Consider the following 21229-nt stretch of genomic DNA (forward strand, 5'->3'; position numbering starts at 1 on the left):
AACTGCCGGGTCATCCATGATGGCGCAATGTGTGATTTCACACAGGCCGAGCCACTTTCCGGAGATCGACACCACATGAACCTTACCGCTCGCCAGCGACAGTACCTTCGCTCCGAGGCTCATCACCTCAAGCCCGTGGTGCTTCTGGGCCAGCACGGCCTGACCGAGGCGGTGCTCGCCGAGATCGAGCAGGCCCTCGAAACCCACGAGCTGATCAAAGTCCGTGTCCCCGGCGTCGAACGCGACGAGAAACGCGAGATCATCGACGCGATCACCTCGCAGACGCATTCGACCCTGGTGCAGACGGTCGGCCACGTCGCGGTGCTGTTCCGTCCGCGCGCCAGCTACTCCGACTTCAACCTGCCCAAGCCGGGGAAAGCGCCCCAGCAATGATCCCCCTGCTCGGGCCCGACCCTGCAGCCTTCCCGCCGGTCAGCGCCGCCCTGACCGAGCCCAACGGCCTGCTCGCCGCCGGCGGCGACCTGTCGGTAGCGCGCCTCGAGGCGGCCTATCGTCGCGGCATCTTCCCTTGGTATTCCGAGGGCGATCCGATCCTGTGGTGGAGCCCCGACCCGCGCACCCTGTTCACCCCGGAGCGCTTCCACGTCTCGCGCAGCCTCGCCAAGTGGCGCCGTCAGGGCCGTTACCAGGTCACGGTCGACACCGCCTTCGCCGACGTGGTCGACGGCTGTGCCGGCCCGCGCAACGGCGAACCGGGCACCTGGATCGTCCCGGCGATGCGCCAGGCGTTTCTCGAACTGCATGCCGCCGGCATTGCCCACTCGGTCGAGGTCTGGTCGGGCGACGAGCTGGTCGGCGGCCTGTTCGGCAGCCGCATCGGGCGGGCGGCGTTCGGCGAGTCGATGTTCAGCCGGGCGCCCAATGCCTCGAAGTTCGCGCTCGCCGCCATCCTGGTCGATTCAGCCTGGGGCGACATCGCGTTTCTCGACGCGCAGTTCAGCACCGAGCATCTCCTGAGCCTGGGCGCGGACGAGTACCCGCGTTCGGTGTTCGTCCGCTGGCTGGCCGAGGTGACGACCGACACAGCCTCCCTGTGATAAAACGTAGGGTGCCCCGGGGCGAGCCCGGGCACGCCCGGATTCGCCCTGCAAGGAACGAGACCCGATTACATGCCCGTCGACACCACGGCCACCCTGCTATCCCTGCTGCTGATCTCGGTTGTCGCCGTGGTGGCACTGCGCCGGCTGAACCTGCCGGCCATTCTCGGCTATCTCTTCGTCGGCATGCTGGCCGGCCCCCACGCCCTGGGACTGGTCAAGGACATCCACGACATCCACCTGATCGCCGAATTCGGCGTGGTGTTCCTGCTGTTCATGCTCGGGCTGGAGTTCTCGCTCTCGCGACTGATCGCGATGCGCCGCTCGGTGGTCGGCATGGGCGGTGCCCAGGTGCTCATCACCGCACTGCTCACCGGGGGGCTGGCGCTGATGATGGGCTTCTCGCCGGCCGCCGCCTTCGTCATCGCCGGGGTGATGAGCGTCTCCTCGACCGCCATCGTCATCCGCCAGCTCGGCGAACAGCTGGAGGTCAATTCCCGACACGGCAACAACGCCGTGGGCATCCTGCTGTTCCAGGACCTGGCGGTCATTCCGTTCCTGATCATCATTCCGGTACTGGGATCCGAAGCGGTCACCGATGCGGCCAACGTCAGCCTCGAGATCGCCATGACCCTGGCGGCGGGCGTGCTGGCCGCCGTGCTGCTGTTCTTCGGCGGCCGCTGGGTGCTGCGGCCACTGTTCCGCGAGATCGCCAAGTCGCGCTCGGCCGAGCTGTTCACGCTGGCCGTCCTGCTCACCGTGCTGGGCGCCGGTTGGCTGACCAACACGGCGGGCCTGTCCTGGGAGCTGGGCGCTTTCCTCGCCGGCATCGCCCTGTCGGAAACCCAGTACAAGCACCAGATCGAGGCCGACATCCGCCCGTTCCGCGACGTGCTCCTCGGCCTGTTCTTCATCACCATCGGCATGATGCTCAATATCGACGGGCTGGCCGATATCGGCCACTGGGTGCTGCTGTTCCTCGCCCTGCTGATCGCGGGCAAGGCCCTGATCATCTTTCTGATCGGTCGGGTGATGGGCGAGGCGCCGGGCGTGGCCCTGCGTTCGGGGCTGGTCCTGGCCCAGGGCGGCGAGTTCGGCTTCGCCATGCTCTCGATCACCAGCGGCGACCTGATGACCGACACCCAGCATCAGATCGTGCTGGGCACCGTGATCTTCTCGATGGTGCTGACGCCGATCCTGGTCAAGTACAACGGCGAGATTGCCAAGCGGCTGGTCCCCGGCTACGCCAAGAGCCGCCGCCAGCACACGGTCGAGGTGCGCGAGGACGCCAGCGATGTCGCCGGCCACGTCCTGATCTGCGGCTTCGGCCGTGTCGGCCAAAACGTCGCCCGCCTGTTGAAGAGCGAGGGCATCGACTACACCGCGATCGAGGTCGACCCGGATATCGTCCAGCAGGCCAACGAGTCCGGGCTGCGGGTCTACTTCGGCAACTCGACCCATCTCGACATCCTGCAGTCGGCCGGGCTGAATCGCGCCCGGGCCGTGGTGATCAGCCACCTGGACGATGCCTCCACCATCAAGACCATCGAGGTGCTTCGGGGGGTCAATCGCGACATCCCGGTGATCGTGCGCACACGGACCGACGAGCATCTCGACCGCATCCACCAGGCGGGCGCCACCGAGGTGGTGGCCTCGGTCTACGAGATGAGCCTCGCCCTCGGCGGGCACGTCCTGCGCACGCTGAACGTGCCGCTGGCCAAGATCCTGCGCCAGATCCAGGAGATCCGGCAGCAGGACTACGCCCCGTTGCGGCACACCTTCCACGGCGACCGGGCGCGCGACGAGAACGATTTCACCCTCCTCGCCCCGCGCACGCTCAAGAATGTCTCGCTGGTGCCCGGCTCGGCGGCAATCGGCCAGCAGCTCGGGGCGATGCTGGGCGACGACGATTCGGTCGTCGTCGACGCGATCAACCGTCACGGCATTCGCGGCGAGAGTCCAAGCGACGACGTCGAGCTCCAGGAGGGTGACGTGCTCACGCTCTACGGCTCCCCGGAGGCCCTCGATACCGCCGAGCAACTGCTGCTGACCGGACGACCCGGCTGAGGCCGGCATCTGGCATTTCCCACGTGCATTCACTAGGATACGAGGACAGAACATTAACGACCCGGCGCGGCCCCCGGGGGAGGCAGACGACATGATCGCCAACGTGGACAGCGGCTACAGCAATATCGCGGCAGCGGACGGACTGCTTTCCCAGCCCAGCAACCAGCAGACTGCCAACCCCAGCGCCCAGACACGCAACACGCCGGTGGAAAACCCGCCGGAAAACCGTGTCAATGGCAGCGAGGCCGTCGCGGCCAGTCAGAATCGCGCCGGGGAAGGCCAGGAAGCCGGCGGGCCCGGAGCGAGCATCGACGTGCGCGTCTGACGACCGGACTGCCGCCTCGCCGCTGACGCGGCCCGGATGCGGACCCGAGCTTGCCTCGGCGTCCGCATTTTTCTTGCCGATCCAATCGCCGCACGCCCCCTCGAGCCCGGTGGGCGTGCCGTGCAGCAGACCGCCAAATAGGCGACAATCCCGCCCCCCAGCCAACCGACCGATCCCAAGATGAGCGACGCCAAGCAGTCCATCGCCCAGCCGACCGACCGCCACGACCCGATCTACCTGCGCACGCATACCGAACTCGGCCGTACGCTCGCCACGCGCCTGGCCGCCGAGTCCGACGAGCGTCCGCTGCTGGCCGTCCTGCCGGACAGCCGCGCGGTCAATGATGCGCAGGCCGCGCTGGCGTTTCTGGGCGTGGCGGCAAGCGTGTTCCCCGACTGGGAGGTGTTGCCCTATGACCGCTTCTCGCCGCACCAGGATCTGATCTCCGACCGCCTGTCGCGACTGTGGCGCCTGCCACGCGAGACCAGCGGCCTGACGCTGATCGCCGCCCCCACCCTGCTTCAGCGCCTGCCGCCTCCCGCCTTCGTCGCCGGCCAGGGGATGGTGCTGGAAGTCGGCCAGCGCCTGGACCGCGAGGCCTACCGGAACCAGCTCGAGGAGGCCGGTTACAGCCGCGTCTCCACGGTCGAGCAGCACGGCGAGTACGCCCTGCGCGGCGGGCTCATCGATGTCTTTCCCATGGGGGCCGAGGAGCCGGTGCGCATCGACCTGTTCGATGACGAGATCGAGACCCTACGCCATTTCGACCCCGAGTCGCAGCGCTCCACCGAGACGGTCGAGGCAATCACGCTGCTGCCGGCGCGCGAGTACCCGCTGACCGACAAGGGCATCGCCACCTTCCGCCAGAACTGGCGCAACACCTTCTCCGGCGACCCCACCAGCGCGCCCATCTACCGCCAGGTCTCCGAGGGGCTGGTGCCGGCCGGCATCGAGAGCTACCTGCCGCTGTTCTTCGACTCGACCGCCACCCTGTTCGACTACCTGCCGGAGACCGCCCGGCTGCTTCTGTTCGATGGCGTCGACGAATCGATTGAACGCTTCGTTGTCGAGACCGGCGAGCGCTTCGCGCAGCGCGCCGGCGACATCGACCACCCCATCCTCGCCCCGGATGCGCTCTACCAGGCACCCGAGGAGTTCACCGAGCAGGTGAAATCCCTGCCCCGCTGGCAGCTGGTCGCCGGCAACGACGAACGCTTCCCGCAGGCCGCCGACATCGGCGACCGCCCCCTGCCGGAACTGTCCAAGGGCAGTGCGGCCCAGGCGGCGGTGATCGAGCGACTGGCCGAATTCGTCCGTGGCTTCGAGGGACGTACCCTGCTGGTCGCCGAGAGCAGCGGCCGGCGCCAGGCCTTGATCGAGCAGACCACCGCCGCCGGTCTCGAACCGAAGAGCGTCGCCGGCTGGGATGAGGCCGGCAAGGCATCGCTGGGCGTGGCCGTGGCGGATCTGGAGCATGGCGCGATCCTCCCCGCCGCTCGCCAACCGGTGGCGGTCATCAGCGAGACGAACCTGTTCGCCGAGCGGGTTGCGCAGCGCCGGGCACGCTCGCGGCGCGGACGCGATGCCGACGCGATCATCCAGAACCTCGACGATCTCGCCATCGGCGCCCCGGTGGTCCACGAGGATCACGGCGTCGGCCGCTTCCAGGGCCTAGTCACCCTGGAGATGAACAACCAGCCGCAGGAATACCTGCTGCTGACCTACGCCGACGACGACAAGCTCTACGTGCCGGTCTCCAGCCTCGAGCGCATCTCCCGTTACACCGGCGGCGCCGAGGACACCGCCCCGCTGCACCGGCTCGGCTCCGGGCAGTGGGAAAAGGCGAAGAAGCGCGCCGCCAAGCAAGTGCACGACGTCGCCGCCGAGCTCCTCGACGTGCACGCCCGCCGGGCGGCGCGCAAGGGCACCTCGTTCCAGGCCGACGAGACCGACTACCGCCAGTTCGCCGAAGAGTTCGCCTTCGAACCGACCGACGACCAGCGTCTGGCCATCGAGCAGGTACTGACCGACATGGCGGCCAACCAGCCGATGGACCGGGTCGTCTGCGGCGACGTGGGCTTCGGCAAGACCGAGGTCGCCATGCGCGCCGCCTTCGTCGCGGTCGAGAACCAGACCCAGGTGGCCGTGCTGGTGCCGACCACCCTGCTGGCCGAGCAGCACCTGCGCAATTTCCGCGACCGCTTCGCCAACTGGCCGGTCACCATCGAGAGCCTCTCGCGCCTGTCAGGTAGCAAGAAGACCGGCGAGCTGCGCGAGCGGATCAAGGCCGGCCAGGTCGACATCGTCATCGGCACGCACAAGTTGCTGCGCGACTCGCCGGAGTTCGCCAACCTGGGACTGGTGATCATCGACGAGGAGCAGCGCTTCGGCGTGCGCGACAAGGAGCGGCTCAAGGCCCTGCGCGCCGAGGTCGACATGCTGACGCTCACCGCCACGCCGATCCCGCGCACGCTCAACATGGCGCTCTCGGGCATCCGCGATCTCTCCATCATCGCCACCCCGCCGCGCGAGCGACTGGCGGTCAAGACGGTGATCCTGCGCTGGGACGAGGTGCAGATCCGCGAGGCGATCCAGCGGGAACTCAAGCGAGGCGGCCAGGTGTACTTCCTGCACAACGAGGTCAAGAGCATCGACCGCATGGCCCGCCTGGTCGAGGAGATCGTGCCGGAAGCGCGCATCGGCGTGGCCCACGGCCAGATGGGCGAGCGCGGGCTCGAGCAGGTGATGTCGGACTTCTACCACCAGCGCTTCAACGTGCTGGTCTCGACCACCATCATCGAGTCGGGCATCGACATCCCCACGGCCAACACCATCCTGATCCACCGCGCCGACAAGTTCGGCCTCGCCCAGCTCCACCAGTTGCGCGGCCGGGTGGGCCGCTCGCACCACCGCGCCTATGCCTACCTGATCACCCCGGAGCCGGGCCAGCTGACGCCGGATGCCGAGAAGCGCCTCGAGGCGATCGCCGCGCTCGAGGACCTCGGCGTGGGCTTCACGCTCTCCACCCACGATCTGGAGATCCGCGGTGCCGGCGAGCTGCTGGGCTCCGGGCAGTCCGGCCAGATGCACGAGGTCGGCTACCGCTACTACATGCAGTTGCTGGATCGCGCCGTCGCCGCCATCCGCGAGGGTCGCGAGCCGGCCCTCGAGGCGCCGATCGACAGCCGCACGACCGAGGTCGATCTGGGCGAGCCGGCCCTGATCCCCGAGGACTTCGTCGCCGATGTCCACACCCGCCTGACGCTCTACAAGCGCCTGTCCACCGCCGAGAACGAAGAGGCACTCGACGAGCTCAAGGTCGAGCTGATCGACCGCTTCGGCCTGCTGCCCGAGCCGGTCATCGCCCTGGTCGAGACCCACCGACTGCGCATCCGTGCCCGACGGCTCGGCATCACCAAGATCGAGCTGACCGCACGCGGCGGCCGGCTGATCTTCGGCGAGGACGCCCGCATCGACCCGGCCAAGCTGGTCGCCGCGGTCCAAGCCGCCCCGGAGACGTACCGGCTGTCGGCCGACACGCTGCGCTTCTACCGCGACATGCCCGAACTGGATGATCGCCTTGCAACCATCCGGGCCATCCTGCAGGACATCGCCCTGCCCGAGTCCACCGAGGCCAGCACATGACCGCCACCGAGGAAACCGCCCCGAAGAGACCGGCGCGCACCGCGCCATTGTGGCGGCGTGCCGCGGCCCTGGCCTACGACCTGCTGTTCGTCGTCGCCGTGGTGATCCTCGCGACCTTCCTCGCCCTGCTGGTCACCGGAGGCGAACCGGTGCCGCCGGACGGCCCGGGACAATGGCTGTACCGCCTCTACCTGCTCGCCTGGATCGCCGGCTACTTCGTCTTCTTCTGGTGCCGTTTCGGCCAGACACCGGGGATGAAGGTCTGGCGACTGCTGCTGATCCGCGAGCGCGATGACGACGCCTGTCTCTGGCCGATGGCTGCACGCTTCGGTTTCGGCCTGCTGTGCCTCGCCACGCTGGGGGCCCTGTTCCTGGCCGCACAGGCAGACCCCAAGCGACGCAGCTGGTTCGACCGACACCGGTCGATGCGCGTGGTGCAGTTGCTGCCTGCTGCCTGAGCGCAGCGGCTTTCCAGACGCAAAAAGGCCCCGGGAACGCCCCCGGGGCCTTTTCACTTCTGCCTCGCGAGTGAAAGCCCGGCCCGCCGGCCGGGTGCCGTCTTAGTCCGCCTGGTGACGGAGGAACGACGGGATGTCGATCGTGTCGAGGTTGATCGCGGTGTTGCCGCGATGGGCGGTACCCGCGTGGGCGGCCTGCGCCTCGGCTTGCGGTTGCTCGGTCGACTCGGCCGGCTCCTCGCGGCGGGCGTTGTCGATCACGACGCGCGGCTTGCTCGACTCGGCGGTGACGTTCTTCACCCGAGACAGGCCGGTGGCCACCAGGGTGACACGCAGCTGGCCGTCGAGCTCGTCGTCGACCGCGGTGCCCACCTTGACCACCGCCTCGTCGCCGGCCAGGTCCTGGACCATCTCGCCGATCTCCATGAACTCGCCGATCGACAGATCGCCGTTCGAGGTGACGTTGACCAGAATGCCCTCGGCACCGGTGAGGTTGATGTCGTCCAGCAGCGGGCTGTGGATGGCGGCCTCGGCGGCCTCGGCGGCGCGGTTGTCGCCGGTGCCCACGCCGGTGCCCATCATCGCGGTGCCCTTCTCGGTCATGATCGCGCGCACGTCGGCGAAGTCGAGATTGATCTCGCCCGGACGGGTGATGAGCTCGGAGATGCCCGCCACGGCGGTGAACAGTACCTCGTTGGCAGCGGCAAAGGCGTCACGCAGCGCCGCCTGCTTGCCCATCACCGCGGTGAGCTGGTCATTCGGGATGACGATCAGGGAGTCGACGTTGTCCTCGAGCTCCTGAATACCCTCCATGGCCACCGAGGTGCGCTTCTTGCCCTCGAAGGAGAACGGCCGGGTCACCACCGCCACGGTGAGGATGTTCATGTCGTGCGCGATCTGCGCGATCACCGGCGCGGCCCCGGTACCCGTGCCGCCACCCATGCCGGTGGTGATGAACAGCATGTTGGCGTCGGAGATCGCTTCCTGGATCTGCTCGCGATCCTCGAGCGCGGCCTGACGACCCAGTTCCGGGTCGGCGCCGGCGCCGAGGCCCTTGGTGATGTTCGCACCGATCTGCAGCTGCGACGGCGCGTTGCTCTTCACCAGCGCCTGGGCATCGGTGTTCGCACTGATGTACTCGATGCCCTCGATGTGCTGTTGAACCATGTGGGCGACCGCGTTGCCGCCGCCTCCACCAACGCCGATGACCTTGATCTTGGCGCTCTCGGTCTGCATTTCTGCCATTGTCCAGTTGCTCATGGTGTCGTCTCCTTCTCTCGCGTGGCGTTCTTGAAAATCGTGTGAATCAGAAGTGATCGCGGAACCAGCCCTTGAGGCGTTCCAGAAGATTTCCATGGGCCGTCGCCGGTCCATGGGCCGTCTGTTCGCGGGCCTGCTCGAGCCCGTGCAGCATCAAACCGATCCCGGCGGCATTGGCCGGGTCCTCGAGTGCATCCAGGTTGCCGACCACGCCCTGCGGCGTGCCCAGCCGGGCCGGCATCTGCAGAAAATCCTCCGCTAGTTCGACGAAGCCGGGCATCTGCGCGGTGCCGCCGGTGAGCACCACCCCGGCATTGACCAGATTCATGTAGCCCGACTGGCGGATCTCCTCCTGCACGTAGGAGAGGAGCTCCTCCACCCGCGGGCGGACGATGCGCATCATGGTCTCCTGCGGGATGCGCCGCGGCGGGCGGCCGGACACCCCGGGGACCTCGATGGCGCGCGAGGCTTCGCGCTCGTCGAGCTGACCTAAGTTGGCGTGATTGATCTTGATCTTCTCGGCCTCTGCCGGCGGCGTGGTCAGGCCGTAGGAGAGGTCGTTGGTGATCTGCTCGCCGGCGATCGGCAGTACCGCCGCGTAACGCAGTGCGCCGCCGGTGTAGATGGCCACGTCGGTGGTGCCACCGCCGATGTCGATCAGCACCACGCCGAGTTCGCGCTCGTCGTCGTTGAGCACCGCGCGGGCGGCCGCGATCGGCTCGAGGATGGTGCCCTCGACGTGCACGTCACAACGCTCGACGCACTTGATGATGTTCTGCACGTTGTTGGCCGCCGAGGTGACGATATGGACGTTCGCCTCGAGCCGGTGACCGCTCATACCCTGCGGGTTGCGAATGCCGTCCTGCCCGTCGATGCGGAACTCCTGCGGCTCGCAGTGCAGGATCTGCTGACCGTCGGGGATCTTGACCGCGCGGGCGGACTGGATCACCTGGGCGACGTCGGCATCGGTGATCTCGCGCCCGCCGGTGCCGGTCATGCCCTGCGAGTCCAGACTGCGCACGTGATCGCCGGCCACGCCGACCCAGGCGGAGCCGATCTCGCAGTCCGACAAAGCGGCCGCGCCATCGATCGCCCGACGGATGGCCATCGAGGTCGACTCGATATCCACCACCGAGCCGCGCCGCAGCCCCTTGTTGGTCGGGTGCGAGCCGTAGCCGATCAGGCTCAGTCGCCCGTCGCCGTCACACTCGCCCACCAGCGCCGCAACCTTGCTGGTGCCGATGTCGAGACCGACGACGAATTCCCGTTCTCCTTTTCTCAACGCGCTCATGCTGTGTTTCTGCCTTTGATTGCCATGGTTTCCGAACTGTCCTGGCTCCGGAACATCCCTGCTGTCAGTCTTTTTCGTTTGTTGTCGTGTCGGTGGCCGACTCCCGCCAGGCCACCGCGAATCCGTTGCTGTAGCGCAGGTCGATGCGCTCGACCTCGTTCATCCGCCCGGCCAGCGTGTCCGGGTACACGTCCAGCAGCCGCTGCAGACGGGTTTCCAGCGACTCGCGCCCGGCGTGGATCACCGCCCCGGAGGCCAACGACAGGCTCAGCGCCCCCCGCGCGCTCATCGAGACGCCGGCAAGCGTGAGCCCGACGTCCGCCAGTACCGGCCGCAGGCTGATGTAGCGCTCCCAGACCGACCACTGACTGCCCGCCGGTCCGGCCAGCGACGGCAGCTCCAGATCCGCCGGACGCTGCTCCGGCCGGAAGACCACACCGGCCTCGCTCAACAGCTGCGCTTCGTTCCAGGCCGCGATCGGCCGGTGCGTGGCCAGCCGCACCACCAGCCGCTGCGGCCACTGCCGCTCGATCCGCACCTCGGTCAGCCAGCGATCGGCCAGCAGGCGCTCGCGCCACGCCGCGATGTCGACCGACCAGATGCTCTGCCCCTTGACCGGTTCGAGCGTCGACCGCACCGCCTCGGCGGTGACGAACCGGTTCGCCCCCTCGATCTCGATCGCGGCCACCGGCGCCTGCAGCTTCAGCCACACCCGCTGCGAGACCAGCACCACGGCGGCGATGAATCCGAGCCACAAGCCGATCCGCCAGGCCCAGCGGGCTGCAATCCGCAGCCCGGCGACGAACGCCGTCCAGCGCTCGCGCCACGTGGGCCCGCGGGGTCGTGCCTGGGAGGCTCGTCGTGTTGCCATCAAACCGCTCCATCAGCCGTCTCACCTCCCGCGCGCGCCCCGACCGGTGCGGCCAGGGTCTGTTCGAGAATCGCCCGGCACAGGCCGGGAAAGTCGATTCCCACGGCCCGCGCGGCCATGGGCACCAGCGAGTGACTGGTCATGCCCGGCACCGTGTTGACCTCGATCAGCCAATGCCGGCCATCGGCATCCCGCATGAAGTCCACCCGTCCCCAGCCGCACGCGCCGATCAGGCGGAAGGCAGCCCGTGCCGTTTCCGCCATGCGCGCTTCCTCGTCGGCCGACAGGCCGCAGGGAATGCGGTAGCCGGTGTCTTCGGCCTCGTACTTGGCCTGGTAGTCATAGAAGGCATGCTCGGCACTGGCCTCGATGCGGATGGCCGGCAGGCTTTCCTCACCGAGGATGGTGACGGTGTACTCGCCCCCGGCGACGAACTGCTCGGCCATCACCTCGCCGTGGGCAGCCGCCTCGATGAACGCGGCCTCGAGCCCCTCGGGACCGTCGACCTTGCTCACCCCGACACTCGATCCATCGGCCGTGGGCTTGACGATCAACGGCCAGCCGAGCCGCTCGGCGGCCTTGTTCGCCGCGGCGAGGCCATCGACCACCTCGAAATCGGGCGTGTCGAGTCCTGCGCCGCGCCAGATGCGCTTGCACATCACCTTGTCCATGCCGATCGCCGAGGCGGCCATGCCGCTGCCGGTATAGGGCACGCCGGCCAGTTCGAGCAGGGCCTGGACCTGGCCGTCCTCGCCGCCGCGACCATGCAGCGCGATGAACACCCGATCGACACCCTCGTCGGCGATCCGTTGCCCAAGACCGGCCGCGCCGACGCGATCGAGATCCACGGCGATGGCATCGATCCCCTGCGCGACCAGCGCCTCGTGAACTGCCGCGCCGCTGGCGAGCGAGACCTCACGCTCGGCGGACCAGCCGCCCATCAGGACCATCACCCGGCCGAGAGTCTGCTCGTGGCTCATGACGTCTCCTCCCAGCGTTGCAGCAGCATGCCGGGCAGACTGCCGACGTTGCCGGCGCCGAGCGTCAGCACGATGCCGTCCTCGTGCACCATGTCGTCGACCACCTCGGATACCTGGTCCGGATCGGCGACGAACACCGGGTCGACCTGACCGCGGGCACGGATCGCGCGGGCTAGGCTACGCCCGTCGGCGCCGGCGATCGGCTGCTGGCCGGCGGCATACACCTCGAGCAGGATCAGCTGGTCGACCTGCGAGAGCACCTCGACGAAGTCCTCGAACAGGTCGCGGGTGCGGGTGTAGCGGTGCGGCTGGAAGATCAGCAGCAACGGTTCGTCCGGCCAGGCATCGCGCACGGCCGCCAGCGTGGCCGCGACCTCGCGCGGATGGTGGCCGTAGTCGTCGAGGAGCATGCGACGGCCTTCGGTGAAGGCGAGCGTGCCGCGGCGCTCCAGCCGGCGCCCGACGCCCTTGAATCCGGCCAACGCCTGGACGATCGACTCGCCGTCGACGCCGAGATCGTGCGCCACGGTGATCGCCGCGAGGGCGTTGAGGATGTTGTGTCGTCCCGGCATGGCCAGGCGGCAGTTCAGTGTCTCGCCGCCCGGCAGCGTGACGTCGAAGGCGGACTCGAAACCGTCGCTGCGGATGTCGGTCGCGCGAACGTCCGCCGGGGCGTCGATGCCGAAGGTCAGCACCTGGCGGCCCACCCGCTCGACGATGCTCATGGTGTGATCGTCATCGGCGCACATCACTGCCAGGCCGTAGAACGGCAGGTTGTGCAGGAACTCGACGAAGTGATCCAGCAGCCGCGAGAAGTCGTTGTCGTAGGTCTCGAGGTGGTCGGCGTCGATATTGGTGACCACGGCCACGTGCGGCTGCAGGTGCAGGAAGGAGGCATCCGACTCGTCGGCCTCCGCGATGAGGTATTCGCCGCGACCCAGGCGCGCGTTCGAGGCGCTCGAGAGCAGCTTGCCGCCGATGACGTAGGTCGGGTCGAGCCCGGCCTCGGCCATGATGGCGGCCAGCAGCGAGGTGGTCGTGGTCTTGCCGTGCGTGCCGGCGACCGCGAGACCGATGCGAAAGCGCATGATCTCGGCCAGCATCTCCGCGCGGCGAACGATCGGCAGGCGGTTCGCCTGCGCGGCCTGCAATTCCGGGTTGTCGGGCGCGATCGCGGTCGAGATCACCAGCACGTCGGCATCGGCGAGGTTGGCCGCGTCGTGGCCGATGAACACCTCGATGCCCAGCTCGCGCAGGTGGCGTACCGCCGGGGACTCGTTCATGTCCGAACCGGTCACGACGAAACCCAATGTATGCAGCACCTCGGCAATGCCGCTCATGCCGGCACCGCCGATGCCGACGAAGTGCAGCTTGCGCACCTTGCGCATGCGCACCTGGGCGACCGGGGCGAATTCGGCGCTCATCGGCTCGCTCATGCGTCCTCCCCCGGGCGTTGCCCGTCGATCGTTTGTTCACACATGGCCACGATGCGACCGGTGCTGTCCGGCACTGCCGCTGCACGGGCCCGGCCTGCCATGTCCCGCAGTACCGCGCGATCGCCCAGCAGCGGTCCCAGCAGGGATACCAGCCGGTCGACGCCGGCCTCGGGCTGGGTGAGCAGCCGTGCCGCGCCCTGGTCGACAAGCCAGGCGGCGTTGAAGCGCTGGTGGTCGTCGACGGCATGCGGGAACGGGACGAACAGCGCGCCCACGCCCGCCGCGGCGATCTCGGCGACGGTCATCGCGCCGGCCCGGGCGATGACGAAGTCCGCCCAACCGAAGGCCTCGGCCATGTCGCTGACGAAACCGCTGACCTGGTGGCGGCTGCCCGCTCCCCAGTCGGCCTTTTGGTAATGCGACTCGGCGGTCTCGACGTGACGCGGACCGGCCTGGTGACGCACGTCGAGATCGACGTTCCGGCTGATGCGGGCCAGTGCCTCGGGTACGGCCTCGTTGAGCGCCTGGGCGCCAAGGCTGCCGCCGAGCACCAGCACGCGAACAGGCCCTTCGCGGCCATCGAAACGCTCGTCCGGGGTCGGCAGTGCCTCGATGTCGCCGCGCACCGGATTGCCGACCACCTGGGTCGCCGGCAGGGCATCTCCAAAGGCCTTGGGGTAGGCGGCAAGCGTTATCCGCGCCAGCCGCGAGAGCACCCGGTTGGTCAGGCCGGCGATGGCATTCTGTTCGTGGATGATCAGCGGCCGGCGCATCAGCCATGCCGCCAGCCCGCCCGGGCCGGCGGCGAATCCGCCCATGCCGATCACAAGCTGGGGCCGATGGCGACGCAGCAGCCCGACGGCCTGCCAGACCGCGCCCAGCAGACGAACGGGCGCCGCCAGGCGGGTCGCCAGCCCCTTGCCGCGCAGCCCGCCGATGGACAGGTAGTCGATCGGGTAGCCGGCCTCGGGCACCAGGCGCGACTCGATGCCACGCTCGGTGCCCATCCAGCGGATCGAGTAGCCCCGATCGGCCAGCGCCTCGGCAACGGCGAGCGCCGGAATGACGTGGCCGCCGGTACCGCCGGCCATGACGTAGATGACCCCGCGGCTCATTGCTCCACCTCCGGGCGACCCTTCTCGGCCAGCGCCCGGCTGGCCTCGTGGTGCACGCGCAGCACCAGGCCCATGGCGAGCAAGGTCGCGACCATGGCCGAACCGCCGTAGCTGATCAGCGGCAGGGTCAGGCCCTTGGTCGGCAGCAGGCCCATGTTGACGCCCATGTTGATCAACGACTGCATGCCCACCCAGACGCTGATGCCCCAGGCAAGCGCGGCGCCGGTGTAGTGCTTGGCCGTCCAGGCGAGACGGGCGATGACGAAACCGCGCCAGACCAGCACGCCGTACAGGCCCAGCAGAGCGATCACGCCGAACAGGCCGAACTCTTCGGCGAACACGGCGAAGATGAAATCGGTATGCGCCTCCGGCAGGTAGGCAAGCTTCTGCACGCTCTCGCCCAGGCCCCGGCCGAACAGGCCACCGGTGCCGATGGCGATCAGGGCGTTGACCAGCTGGTAGCCGTCGCCGAAGGGGTCGGCGAAGGGGTTGGAGAACGACAGCAGCCGGTCGACGCGGTACTGGGCGGAGAACACGCCCACGACCGCCAGCGCGCCGCCGGCGACGATCAGCATCAGCATGGTCTGCAGCTGGGCGCGCATCAGCCAGGCCATGGCGAACAGCGTCGCACCCAGCACCAGGGTGTTGCCGTAGTCCGGCTGCAGCAGGAGCAGCGTCGAGGCCACCATGATCACCAGCACCGGGCCGGCCATGCCGCGCACCCGGGTCTGCACCTTCTCCAGGTGCACGCCGAGGTAGGCGGCCATCCAGACGATCATGCCCAGCCGGGCGAACTCGCTTGCCTGCAGCCGGACGAAGCCGAGATCGATCCAGCGAGTCGCGCCGTTGACGGTATGCGCCACGCCGGGAATGAAAAGGATGGCCAGCAGGCCGAACGACAGCAGCAGGATCATGCTGCGCAGCGCGACGAAATGTCGCAGCGGCACCATCAGGAGCACGGTCATGGCGACCAGGCCGATCACCACCGCCGCCGCCTGACGGACCAGCAGTCCCCTGCCGGCTTCGTCACCCGAACCGAGCGTCGCCGAGGCGACCATCACCAGGCCGATCGACAGCAACGCCATCAGCGCGCCGAGGAAACCACGGTCGAGCGAGATGCCGCCGGCATGGCGCTGCACCTCGGCCTGACCGCGGTCACCCAGACGACGCAGGCCGTCGGCGCCGACGCGCCCCAGCCAGCGCATGCCGCGGATGTTGGCGGTCATCAGACTCATGACATCACCTCCGCCGCCGGCTCGTTGACTCCGACACAGACCGCTTCGCTGGCGCGCGCGAAGCACTCGCCACGATCGGCGTAGCCACGGAACATGTCGAAACTCGCACAGGCCGGCGAGAGCAGCACCGCGATCGAGCCACCCTTTCTCGCGAGTTCCTCGGCCCGACCGGCCGCCCAGGTGACCGCGTCGGCCATCGAGTCGGCGCGGTGCGCCAGCGGGGCCTGTTCACTCTCTGCCTGCCGCAGCGATTCCTCGATCGCGGCGGCATCCTCGCCGATCAGGGCGACGGCATCGGCATGCAACGACAGGGTGCGGGCGAGCTCGTCGAACGACTGCCCCTTGGCCTGCCCGCCCACGATCACCACCTGGTGGTCCACTCCGGCAGCGGCAAGCCCCTCGACCGCGGCGATGGCCGCGCCGACGTTGGTGGCCTTGGAGTCGTTGATGAAGCGGATATCCGCGCCCTTTGCCGAGCGGCTGCAGACCACCTGCATACGATGCGGCAGGCCGGCGAAGGCGGTCAGCGTCCGCTGCAGTGCGGCATTGCCGAGGGCCTCGCGCCCGGCAAACGCTTCGACCAGTGCGAGGGTGGCCAGGACGTTGAGACGGTTGTGCGATCCCGGCAGCACCAGGCTGGCGCCGTCGAGGATGACCTGGTCGTCGCGGCAGAGTGCCTCGCCGTCGGCGTCCAGGAAGAAGTGGTGCCTGACGGGCATGCCATCGGCCTCGGGGTCGGCCGAGAAGCCGACCAGCCGACCCTGACAGACCGAGGCCATCTCCCGGACGATCGGGTCGTCCATGTTGATGAGCGCCGTCTCGGCATTCACCAGCAGCTTCTGCTTGAGCGCGGCATAGACGTCGATGGTCCCGTGGCGATCGAGGTGGTCGGCACTGATGTTGAGCACCGTGGCCGCCCGGGCGTGGATGTCGTCGACCCGGCAGGCCTCGAGCTGGAAGCTGGAGATCTCCAGCACCAGCACGTCGGCCGGCTCGGCGAGCAGATCGAGCGCCGGCGTGCCGTAGTTGCCGCCGATACCGACGCGGTAACCCAGAGCGGTCAGCAGTTCTGCGGTGAGCGCGGTCACCGTGCTCTTGCCGTTCGACCCGGTCACCAGCAGGTAGGGGATCCGGGCATGGCGCAGGGCGAGCGCGATGTCGCTTTCGACGCGCAGGCCACGCCGTGCTGCCTCGGCGAGGACTTGGCGCAGCGGCGCGGCGGCCGGGTCGAGCCCCGGACTGAGCACGATGCCGGTCACGCCCTGGAGTGCCGGGGCGTCGAACATGTCGGCCGCCAGTTCGCCGTCGAAGACCGTGCCCTGACCGAAGGCGCGCAGCCAGGCTTCGCGCGGTGCCTCGTCCCCGCGCGTATCGGCAACGACGAAGGCCTCGCCCCGGCGCTGGAAGAAGCGCCCGGCGGAAAAGCCCGTCTGTCCCATGCCGATAATCAGCTGCATCAGCGCACCTTCATGGTTGCCAGGCCGATGAGAACGAGGATCACCGTGATGATCCAGAAGCGCACGATCACCTTCGGCTCCGGCCAGCCCTTGAGCTCGAAGTGGTGGTGGATCGGCGCCATGCGGAAGATGCGTTTGCCGGTCAGCTTGAACGAGGCGACCTGGAGCATCACCGAGACGGTCTCGAGAACGAAGATGCCGCCCATGATGAACAGCACGATCTCCTGGCGGACCATCACCGCGACGATGCCGAGCGCCGCCCCCAGGGCCAGGGCGCCCACGTCGCCCATGAACACCTGCGCGGGGTAGCTGTTGAACCAGAGAAAGCCGAGACCGGCGCCGACGATGGTGGCGCAGAAGACGGCCAGCTCGCCCACCCCGCCGATGAACGGCAGACCGAGGTAGTTGGCGAACTCGTAGTGACCGGTGACATAGGCGAACACGCCCAGACCGGCGGCGACGAGCACGGTGGGCATGATCGCCAGCCCGTCGAGACCGTCGGTCAGGTTGACCGCATTCGAACTGCCCACCACCACGAAGTAGGTCAGGATCACGAAACCGAAGCCGAGCGGGATCAGCGCGTCCTTGAGCAGCGGGATCAGCAGGCTGGTCTCGGCCGGCGTCTCGGCAATGGTGAACAGGAACACCGCGGCGAGCAGCGCGACGACCGACTGGCCGAGATACTTCCAGCGCGCGGCCAGCCCGTCGCTGTTGCGACGCGAGAGCTTGAGGTAGTCGTCCCAGCCGCCGATCACACCGAAGCCCATGGTGGTCAGCAGCGCCACCCAGACGTAGACGTTGCCGAGGTTGCCCCACAGGAGCATCGAGACGGCAATCGAGATCAGGATCAGCGCCCCGCCCATGGTCGGCGTGCCGGCCTTGGCCAGGTGGGTCTGCGGACCCAGCTCACGGATCGGCTGGCCCGCCTTGACGCTCTGCAGCCAGCGAATGACGAACGGCCCGATCGCAAGCGAAATCAGCAGGGCCGTGCCCACGCCGAGCATCGCCCGGAAGGTCAAGTATTCGAATACGCCGAAGAAGCTGGCGTATTGGGTTAGCCATTCAGTCAGCCAGAGCAGCATCTTGCCCTCTCCCTGTGGATTCGTTCCCGGTATCCGGCTCGATGCCGTACTCCTGTGCGAGTGCCTCGCGTACACGCTCGATGCGCATGAATCGCGACCCCTTGAGCAGCACGGTCACGGCTGTTCCGGCGCGATCGGCCAGCCGGGCGCGCAACGCCTCGATTGCCGCGTCGCTGTCCTCGGTGGTCTCGATGGCATCGGCGGAGCCGCCGCCGGCGTGGTAGCCCGCGGCGATCGCCGCGGCCCACGGACCGACTGAGATCACTCCGTCGAGTTCCTCGCTGGCGACGAATTCGCCCAGTTGACGGTGCAGGGCTTCAGCCTCGGCACCCAGTTCGCCCATGCTGCCGAGCACGGCATACCGCTCGCCCGGCTGGCCGGCCAGATAGCCGATGGCCGCACGCATGGATTCGGGGTTGGCGTTGTAGCTGTCGTCGATCAACCGCCAGCCGTTACGGAGCCGGAGAAGGTCCATGCGGCCCGCCGGCGGCCGGAAAGCGACAAGCCCGGCCGTGACCGCCTCGAAGGATGCGCCGGCCAGCCGGGCCAGGGCGATCGACGCCAGCAGGTTCATGGCGTTGTGCGCCCCCGGCAGCGGCACGCGCAGGCGATCGATCACCGCGCGGCCCCGTTCGTCGACCGACAGCTCGTGATGGTCGGCGTCGTATTCGCCGGTCCAGGTGGCCCACTCGCGATGTCGCGGATCAAGCGTGAACGTGTCCGCCTTCGGCGCGGCTTTGAGCCACTGTTCCGAGCCGGCGGAATCGAGATTGATCAGGGGGCGCGCGGCGTCCGGGCGATGGCGGTAGATCTCGCCCTTCGCCTCGATGATGCGCTCGACCGAACCGAATTCGCCGACGTGGGCCCGGCCGGCCATGGTGACCATGACGATATCGGGCGCCACCAGTTCGGTCAGCGCGGCGATTTCGCCGACGTGGTTCGCGCCCATCTCGACCACGGCGAACCGGGTCTCGGCAGGCCAGTCGAGCAGGGTCAGCGGCACGCCGATCTCGTTGTTGAGATTGCCGTGGGTGGCGGCCGTCGGGCCCAGCTCGCCAAGCATGGCGGCGAGCAGTTCCTTGACCGTGGTCTTGCCGCTACTGCCGGTAATCGCGATCACGGTGGGATCGACGGCCTCGCGCCAGCCTCGGGCCAGGCGACCGAGAGCCGCCAGGGTGTCATCGACGATGACCTGAGGCAGGGAGGCGTCCTCCTGTTCCCGTTCTACCAGTGCGGCCACCGCCCCCTGCTCGACCGCCTGGCCGAGGAAGGCATGCGCATCGAAATTGGGCCCCTTGAGGGCGACGAACAGGCGCCCCGAGAGGTCGGCGCGGGTATCGGTACCGACACCGGCAACCGGCGTGGCCGGGTCGGCACCTGGCGACAGGCGCCCGCCGCTCCAGCTGGCGATCTGTTCGAGGGTCGCGCGGATCATGCGGCCACCTCCCGTGCCTGCTCGCGCACCACCAGCCGATCGTCGAACGGCAGGATCTCGCCGCCGATCTCCTGACCGGTCTCGTGACCCTTGCCGGCAATCAGCAGGCAGTCACCCGGCTCGCCGCCGGCCAGTCGACGGATGCCGGTGGCGATTGCCTCGCGGCGGTCGATGATCCGTTCGATCGTCGTGCGGGTCTGCATGCCTGCCACGATCGCCTCGATGATGGCCTCGGGCGATTCGCTGCGCGGATTGTCGCTGGTGACGATCGTCCAGTCGGCCAGTCGCTCGGCGACAGCGCCCATCAGGGGACGCTTGCCCGGATCCCGATCGCCGCCGGCACCAAACACCACGCCAAGGCGCCGCCCCTCGGGCATGCTCTCGCGCAGACTCGACAACACGTTCTCAAGCGCATCAGCCGTATGGGCGTAGTCGACCACGGCGGTCATGCCGCGGCCGATGTTGAAACTCTCCATGCGCCCCGGCGGAGCCTTGAGCCGTCCGACCCGCTCGGCCAGGGACGCCAGCGTCTCGCCAACCACCAGGCGCGCCGCCAGGGCGGCAAGCAGGTTGTCGGCATTGAATCGCCCGGCGAGCGGCACGCTCAGCGATGCCCGCTCGCCGTGGCCGCTGACCGCCAGCTGCATGCGACCGGCCTCGGCTGTCTCCAGGTGACCGGAGACGATCGGGCCACAGCCGTTGATGGGCGTGGCAGGCGCCAGGGCGAAGCACAATGTCCGCGGCGCATCCGGACGCGCGGTCAGGGTGGCAAGCATGGTTTCGCTAGCCGACTGCCCGGCATTGAGCACGGCCTGGCGCAGGCTCGGCAGCGCGAACAGGCGGGCCTTGGCGGCGAGATAGGCGTCGATGTCGCCGTGATAGTCGAAGTGGTCGCGGCCCAGGTTGGTGAACACGCCGGTGCGGATCGGCAGGCCCTCGACACGACCTTGCGAGAGGGCATGGGAGGAGACCTCCATCACGATCTCGCGGGCGCCCTCGCGGACCATCGTCGTGATCAACGACCAGTTCTCGATCAGACCCGGCGTGGTGTTTCCGCTCGGCTCGTACTCCGCCCGCGGCGACCACAAGCCCCAACCGAGGGTGCCGATGACGCCCACCGGCTCGCCGTCGAGACCGATCAGACCGGCGATGAGATGACTCACGGTAGTCTTGCCGTTGGTACCGGTCACGGCGGTGATGCTGACCGACTCGGGCGTCCAGCCGTTGGCCTGCCAGATCAGATCGGCAATGACCTCTTCGGGCCGCTCGACGTTGATGACGCCTTCGGCCGGGGTCAGCCCCGTCCCGAGCACCGCGACCGCGCCCTTTGCCAAGGCGTCGCTCACGAAGCGATCGGCGACATGCGATTGCGTCGGCCGGGCGTAGAAGAGCGTGCCGGCATCGATCTGCCGGCTGTCATCGCTGATCGCGACAACCCGGCGCTCCGCGGCGCCGGCATGGCGCAGTTCGTGGATCTCGCGCAGATCGATTTCGGGGATCTCGACTCGTGCCAT

Annotated in this window: 17 protein-coding genes; 6 read left to right on the plus strand and 11 right to left on the minus strand. The window is 68.4% G+C overall.

Annotated elements, in window-relative coordinates; genetic code table 11:
- Nucleotides 1-75 precede the first annotated feature (75 nt).
- The 6 genes from yhbY (at nucleotide 76) to AWR35_RS03215 (ending at nucleotide 7553) form a co-directional block, all read left to right on the plus strand.
- A complete protein-coding gene (gene yhbY / locus AWR35_RS03190; RefSeq protein WP_058574511.1) occupies nucleotides 76-393 on the plus strand; it encodes a ribosome assembly RNA-binding protein YhbY in 318 nt (105 codons plus the stop codon).
- Nucleotides 390-1058: a leucyl/phenylalanyl-tRNA--protein transferase gene (gene aat, locus AWR35_RS03195; protein ID WP_058574512.1), complete on the plus strand. Its 669-nt coding sequence runs from the start codon at nucleotides 390-392 to the stop codon at nucleotides 1056-1058. The genes yhbY and aat overlap by 4 nt, the downstream gene beginning before the upstream one ends.
- Nucleotides 1059-1130: 72 nt before the next feature.
- A complete protein-coding gene (locus tag AWR35_RS03200; protein WP_058574513.1) occupies nucleotides 1131-3125 on the plus strand; it encodes a monovalent cation:proton antiporter family protein in 1995 nt (664 codons plus the stop codon).
- A gap of 91 nt (nucleotides 3126-3216) precedes the next feature.
- The gene (locus AWR35_RS03205; RefSeq protein WP_058574514.1) at nucleotides 3217-3450 is read left to right on the plus strand and encodes a hypothetical protein; all 234 of its coding nucleotides are present in this window, start codon (nucleotides 3217-3219) and stop codon (nucleotides 3448-3450) included.
- A gap of 180 nt (nucleotides 3451-3630) precedes the next feature.
- Complete coding sequence (gene mfd, locus AWR35_RS03210; protein WP_058574515.1) at nucleotides 3631-7095, plus strand: transcription-repair coupling factor; 3465 nt, start codon at nucleotides 3631-3633, stop codon at nucleotides 7093-7095.
- Nucleotides 7092-7553 (plus strand): RDD family protein, encoded by a 462-nt coding sequence (locus AWR35_RS03215; protein ID WP_058574516.1) that lies wholly within the window; start codon nucleotides 7092-7094, stop codon nucleotides 7551-7553. Before mfd ends, AWR35_RS03215 begins: the two co-directional genes overlap by 4 nt.
- Nucleotides 7554-7655: 102 nt before the next feature.
- On the opposite strand, the gene ftsZ is transcribed toward AWR35_RS03215, so the two are convergent.
- From ftsZ to AWR35_RS03270, 11 genes are all read right to left on the minus strand, one after another.
- Nucleotides 7656-8813, minus strand: coding sequence for a cell division protein FtsZ (gene ftsZ / locus AWR35_RS03220; protein ID WP_058574517.1), 1158 nt, complete (start codon nucleotides 8811-8813; stop codon nucleotides 7656-7658).
- 46 nt (nucleotides 8814-8859) lie between these two features.
- Nucleotides 8860-10104 carry a cell division protein FtsA gene (ftsA, locus tag AWR35_RS03225; protein ID WP_058574518.1) on the minus strand — a complete coding sequence of 415 codons (1245 nt, stop codon included), beginning with the start codon at nucleotides 10102-10104 and terminating at the stop codon, nucleotides 8860-8862.
- A gap of 64 nt (nucleotides 10105-10168) precedes the next feature.
- Complete coding sequence (locus AWR35_RS03230; protein WP_058574519.1) at nucleotides 10169-10975, minus strand: cell division protein FtsQ/DivIB; 807 nt, start codon at nucleotides 10973-10975, stop codon at nucleotides 10169-10171.
- Nucleotides 10975-11955 (minus strand): D-alanine--D-alanine ligase, encoded by a 981-nt coding sequence (locus AWR35_RS03235; RefSeq protein WP_058574520.1) that lies wholly within the window; start codon nucleotides 11953-11955, stop codon nucleotides 10975-10977. Before AWR35_RS03235 ends, AWR35_RS03230 begins: the two co-directional genes overlap by 1 nt.
- A complete protein-coding gene (gene murC, locus AWR35_RS03240) occupies nucleotides 11952-13379 on the minus strand; it encodes a UDP-N-acetylmuramate--L-alanine ligase (RefSeq protein ID WP_058574668.1) in 1428 nt (475 codons plus the stop codon). The genes AWR35_RS03235 and murC overlap by 4 nt, the downstream gene beginning before the upstream one ends.
- A gap of 8 nt (nucleotides 13380-13387) precedes the next feature.
- Entirely contained in the window at nucleotides 13388-14506 is a 1119-nt protein-coding gene (murG, locus tag AWR35_RS03245; protein WP_058574521.1) for an undecaprenyldiphospho-muramoylpentapeptide beta-N-acetylglucosaminyltransferase, read from the minus strand.
- Nucleotides 14503-15741 carry a putative lipid II flippase FtsW gene (gene ftsW, locus AWR35_RS03250; RefSeq protein ID WP_058574522.1) on the minus strand — a complete coding sequence of 413 codons (1239 nt, stop codon included), beginning with the start codon at nucleotides 15739-15741 and terminating at the stop codon, nucleotides 14503-14505. Before ftsW ends, murG begins: the two co-directional genes overlap by 4 nt.
- Nucleotides 15738-17198 (minus strand): UDP-N-acetylmuramoyl-L-alanine--D-glutamate ligase, encoded by a 1461-nt coding sequence (murD, locus tag AWR35_RS03255; RefSeq protein WP_058574523.1) that lies wholly within the window; start codon nucleotides 17196-17198, stop codon nucleotides 15738-15740. Before murD ends, ftsW begins: the two co-directional genes overlap by 4 nt.
- Nucleotides 17198-18280, minus strand: coding sequence for a phospho-N-acetylmuramoyl-pentapeptide-transferase (gene mraY, locus AWR35_RS03260; RefSeq protein ID WP_058574524.1), 1083 nt, complete (start codon nucleotides 18278-18280; stop codon nucleotides 17198-17200). The genes murD and mraY overlap by 1 nt, the downstream gene beginning before the upstream one ends.
- Nucleotides 18261-19715 carry a UDP-N-acetylmuramoyl-tripeptide--D-alanyl-D-alanine ligase gene (gene murF, locus AWR35_RS03265; protein ID WP_058574525.1) on the minus strand — a complete coding sequence of 485 codons (1455 nt, stop codon included), beginning with the start codon at nucleotides 19713-19715 and terminating at the stop codon, nucleotides 18261-18263. Before murF ends, mraY begins: the two co-directional genes overlap by 20 nt.
- Nucleotides 19712-21229, minus strand: a complete 1518-nt coding sequence (locus AWR35_RS03270) for a UDP-N-acetylmuramoyl-L-alanyl-D-glutamate--2,6-diaminopimelate ligase (protein ID WP_058574526.1) — start codon at nucleotides 21227-21229, stop codon at nucleotides 19712-19714. Before AWR35_RS03270 ends, murF begins: the two co-directional genes overlap by 4 nt.

Source organism: Guyparkeria sp. WRN-7 (assembly GCF_001641825.1).
Classification (GTDB): Bacteria; Pseudomonadota; Gammaproteobacteria; order Halothiobacillales; family Halothiobacillaceae; genus Guyparkeria.